Consider the following 4049-nt stretch of genomic DNA (forward strand, 5'->3'; position numbering starts at 1 on the left):
GGACGTGCTGGCCGACTTCCAGCGCGCGGCGCGGATCAGGGATGCATTCTTCGTGGCCGGCGGAAAGCAGCCGTCGATGCGTTTCGAGCTGCGCCCGCTCAGCGCCGATCCGAAGATTGCCGAGCTGCTGCTCGAAATCGAAGGGCAGTCGTTCACCTATGAAAAGGGCGGGCCGGCGGATCCGTCGCCATTCCAGCTCCCGAGCGGAAAGCCGGCCCGCGGCGTGTTCTTCGATGTGACGCCCGAGGCGGCGGGTCCGGTCCTGAAAACCGAGGGACCATGGGCATGGTTCCGCATGATCGACAAGGGCGTCATTGAACCGACGTCCCAGGGTGAACGTTTCAAGCTGACCTACGATCTCCAAGGGCGCAAGTTCACCATGGAGCTCAGCGCAAGCAGTGTGATCAATCCATTCCGGCGCGACGCGCTCGAACAGTTCCGTTGCCTGGACAAACTATAGTGACCCATCCCGAAACTTCTCCCGGCTTCTTCGGCAAGGTGACCACCCACGGTGACTTTGTCTCGCGGCGTTTGCCGACCGCGTTCCTGTCCGTGTGGGATAGCTGGCTGCAGTACTCGGTTCAGCAAAGCAGGGAAACACTGGGACAGGAGTGGCTGAACATTTACCTGTCCAGCCCGATCTGGCGCTTCGCGCTGGCGCCGGGTGTATGCGGTGTAAGCGGCTGGGCCGGCATTCTCATGCCGAGCGTGGACCGGGTCGGACGGCATTTTCCGTTGACGATCGCCGCAGCGCTTCCTGACGACCGGGCGCTCGTCGACTGGATTCAGGGTTCAAAGGGTTGGTACGACGAAATCGAGGGGTTGGCACTGTCGTCGCTGGACTCCAGTTTTTCCCTGCAGGGATTCGATCTCCAGCTTGCGGGTCTGGCCATTGCACCGTCGCTGACCGGATTTGCGCCGCGTTCGCAGCAGGGCCTGTCGTCAAGCCCGCGCCGTCCCCAGGGAAGCTGCGTTCCCATCACGGATATTACCCAGGCCGGTGCCGCGGCAGCCGAATTTCAGGAAAATACGGGCCTGGCTTCATTTCATCAATACAGCATGTGGTGGACCGATGGATCACCGCGGGTCGATCCTTGCTTCCTCGCCGGGCCGAACCTGCCGTTGCACGCATCGTTTGCGGCCATGCTCGACGGCGAGTGGGCGCAGCACGGATGGGCAGTCGGCCTGGTGAGCGCGTAGCGGCTGGATAGGCAGGGGCCGGATGCGCCGTGCGCACCGTTTTGGATTCAATGTCTGTTGCCCACGGAGCGCCCCGCGATTTCGGGGCGCTGCATGCAGGATCCGTATTCCGAATGTCACATCACGGAACGTGAAATCCTAATCCGCCGCAACCAGCAGCACTGTGACGTTATCCCTGCCGCCACTTTCGTTGGCCAGCGCGATCAGCGCCGCGCAGGACTGATCCAGCGTGGCCGGGGTGGTGCGCTCCAGCACTTTCACGATCGACTGGTCGGGAACCTCGCCATGCAGGCCGTCGGTGCAAAGCAGGTACAGGTCTCCCGACGCCACATCATGACCGCGCACTTCCGGTATCACCGAGGACGAGGGGCCGACCGCCTGCAGCAAGAGGTTGCGCGGCGGCAGATCACGGAAATCGCCGGCATCGATCGCATCCTGGTACAGCGTCTGGTCCCGGGTGAGCTGGGTCAGCCTGCCGCCACGGAAACGATACAGCCGGCTGTCGCCGACATGGAACAGGACCAGCGGACCCTTGGCGAAGCTCTGCCAAAACCCCGTCAGCGTGGTGCCCATGCCTTGTCCGTCCGGATTGAAGCGGGCCAGATTTTCCGCATACAGCCGATTGTTGGCGAACTCCACTGCATCGTGCAGCTTGCTGACCGCCTGCATGGCGGCGTCCGACCATGTGCGGTCGGGATCGGTGGAAGGCGCCGGCGGCGTACGCGCCGACCCGGCAGGGATCGTGTCATCGTTGTCCGGATCGGCGGACAGCGGCTGGTTCTTTAAAAATTGCCGGACGGCGCTCAGGGCTTCGGCGCTCGCCAGTTCGCCGGCATCATGGCCGCCCATGCCGTCGCCGACAACAACAAGGCCGATCTCCTCGTCGATCAGAAAATTGTCTTCATTGGTACGCCGGGAGAGTCCGACATCGGTCATGCCAAAGGCCAGTCCGATGCCAAGCTTGAAATAGCGAGAGGGGGAAAGCGGCTTCCAGTTAGTCAAAACAACTCCAGTTGGAACGGTGTAACCGAGGACGATACTATGCACCTGCGGCTTTTTCAATGCTCAAGGTGTAATCGTTTCAAACACGGCTTACTTGCCACAAGCAAATGATGAAAATACACTGCATGTTTCACCGGCAGGCGCAACTCTGTTTCGGTTTTATCGCAAAAGCGCGTCGCATTTCGGTTTTCCAGCCGGTTTATCCACGTTAATGCAGGCACTAGCGTCTAAAATGTCGCTAGTTATTTCCAGGCAAGGGCGGTCTTTCATGAATCAAGACAGGATACCGGTCGATCACTCCAACGATGACAAGGATGTGATTTTCGCATCCGGCGAGGACCACGCCGACCTGGCGGCACAAAAGGCCGCGCTGGAAAAGCGGGTACGCGCACTGGAAGCGGTCGTGAATACCGAACGGAAGCTGCGCAAGGTGCAGGATGAAGTCGCCGCCGAACTGCGCAAGCGCCTGGAAATGGTGGATACGGCGATCTCCAGCGCGGCACAGGCGACGAATTCGCTGGCCGGGGACGCGGGCCATGACGACGACGCCACGGTCATGGTCCAGGCGCCGGACAACGATGCCACCCGTATCGTGCAGCGGGCCCAGCCAACGCCGGTCGTGGCTGAACATGCCGGTCCGCCGGCCGCGCCGCGCAACCCGCCGCCCCTCGCCGCACCGAAGGAAAATCTCGCCCTGCCGGTCGGTTTCAATCTGTTCGAATACCGTATCGACTCGGTGCTGGGCCAGGGCGGCTTCGGCATCACCTACCTGGCGACGGACGTTCACCTGAACGTGAAAGTGGCAATCAAGGAATACCTGCCCGGCGACTTCGCGCAGCGTGCCTCCGACAAGTCGGTCACGCCGCGCTGGCCAGAAGACAGGGAGTTCTACCAGCACGGTCTCGACAGCTTCCTGATCGAGGCCCGCACCCTGGCGACGTTCCGGCATCCGAATATCGTCCGGGTAGCGCGCTTCTTCGAAGCCCACCGTACGGCGTACATGGTGCTGGAATACGAGCGCGGCAAGGCGCTCAAGGCCTGGTGGCCGACGCATAACGATCTTCCCGAACAGGAGCTGCTCACGCTGCTGCAGCCGCTGCTCGACGGCCTCGGGCTGGTCCACGAGTCAGGGTATCTGCATCGCGACATCAAGCCCGACAATATCTACGTGCGCCGTGAGGACGGCAGCCTGGTGCTGCTCGATTTCGGAGCCGCGCGCCAGACGGTGGGGGACCCGCAGGAAGTCGCCAATGTCATTACGCCCGGTTATGCGCCGATCGAACAGTACAAGGGCGACGAACAGGGGCCGTGGACGGACATCTACGCGCTGGGCGCCACCTTGTACTGGATGATCACGGGTAAAAAGCCGCCTGCCGCGGCGGATCGCAGCCATACGCTGGACCCGATGGTGCCGGCAGAGGAAGCAGGGAAGGGGCGCTACAGCGTGGAATTCCTTCGCGCGGTGGATTGGGCTCTGAAAATCGATGCGAAGGACAGGCCGCAGGATGTACAGGAATTCCGCCGCCATCTCTTTGCCGGTCACGTTGCCAGCCTTGGATTGCAGGAAGCATTGCGCGTCGGCGATGCCGAATCGGTGGGTGGAGAAAGCTGGCGCGTTTTGCTCGATTCTCCGCGGCTGCTGAAAGCGCGCCTGGTCCGCTTCGGCCGCGCGGTGATCCGCCCGGCCTCTTGGCCGATGGTGGTGAAGATGACGACGGCGCTGGTGTTTTCCGCGCTGTTGCCAATGCTGATTACCGCGAATTACAACCTCACCGGCAGTATCGAGAGCCTGTCTTCGGCGGAAATCCGGAACCTCGAGCAATTGGCGCAAAGCTCGGCCGGCCGGG

4 protein-coding genes are annotated in these 4049 nt (G+C 62.1%); 3 read left to right on the plus strand and 1 reads right to left on the minus strand.

Annotated features, from left to right (window positions below; translation table 11 throughout):
* Both V7080_RS24530 and tagF read left to right on the plus strand, forming a co-directional pair.
* Window positions 1–460, plus strand: a 460-nt coding sequence (locus V7080_RS24530) for a type VI secretion IcmF C-terminal domain-containing protein (protein ID WP_334190997.1), incomplete at its 5' end; no start/stop codon positions are given.
* Window positions 460–1200, plus strand: a complete 741-nt coding sequence (gene tagF, locus V7080_RS24535) for a type VI secretion system-associated protein TagF (RefSeq protein ID WP_334190998.1) — start codon at window positions 460–462, stop codon at window positions 1198–1200. The genes V7080_RS24530 and tagF, both read left to right, overlap by 1 nt.
* A gap of 138 nt (window positions 1201–1338) precedes the next feature.
* Here the strand turns inward: tagF and V7080_RS24540 are convergent, their stop codons facing one another.
* A complete protein-coding gene (locus tag V7080_RS24540; RefSeq protein WP_334190999.1) occupies window positions 1339–2202 on the minus strand; it encodes a PP2C family protein-serine/threonine phosphatase in 864 nt (287 codons plus the stop codon).
* A 268-nt stretch (window positions 2203–2470) separates the two neighbouring features.
* Here V7080_RS24540 and V7080_RS24545 point away from each other — a divergent pair.
* Window positions 2471–4049 (plus strand): serine/threonine-protein kinase (locus V7080_RS24545; RefSeq protein ID WP_334191000.1); only part of this gene is annotated, 1579 nt, incomplete at its 3' end.

It is taken from the genome of Noviherbaspirillum sp., assembly GCF_036846085.1.
Lineage (GTDB): Bacteria > Pseudomonadota > Gammaproteobacteria > Burkholderiales > Burkholderiaceae_D > Noviherbaspirillum.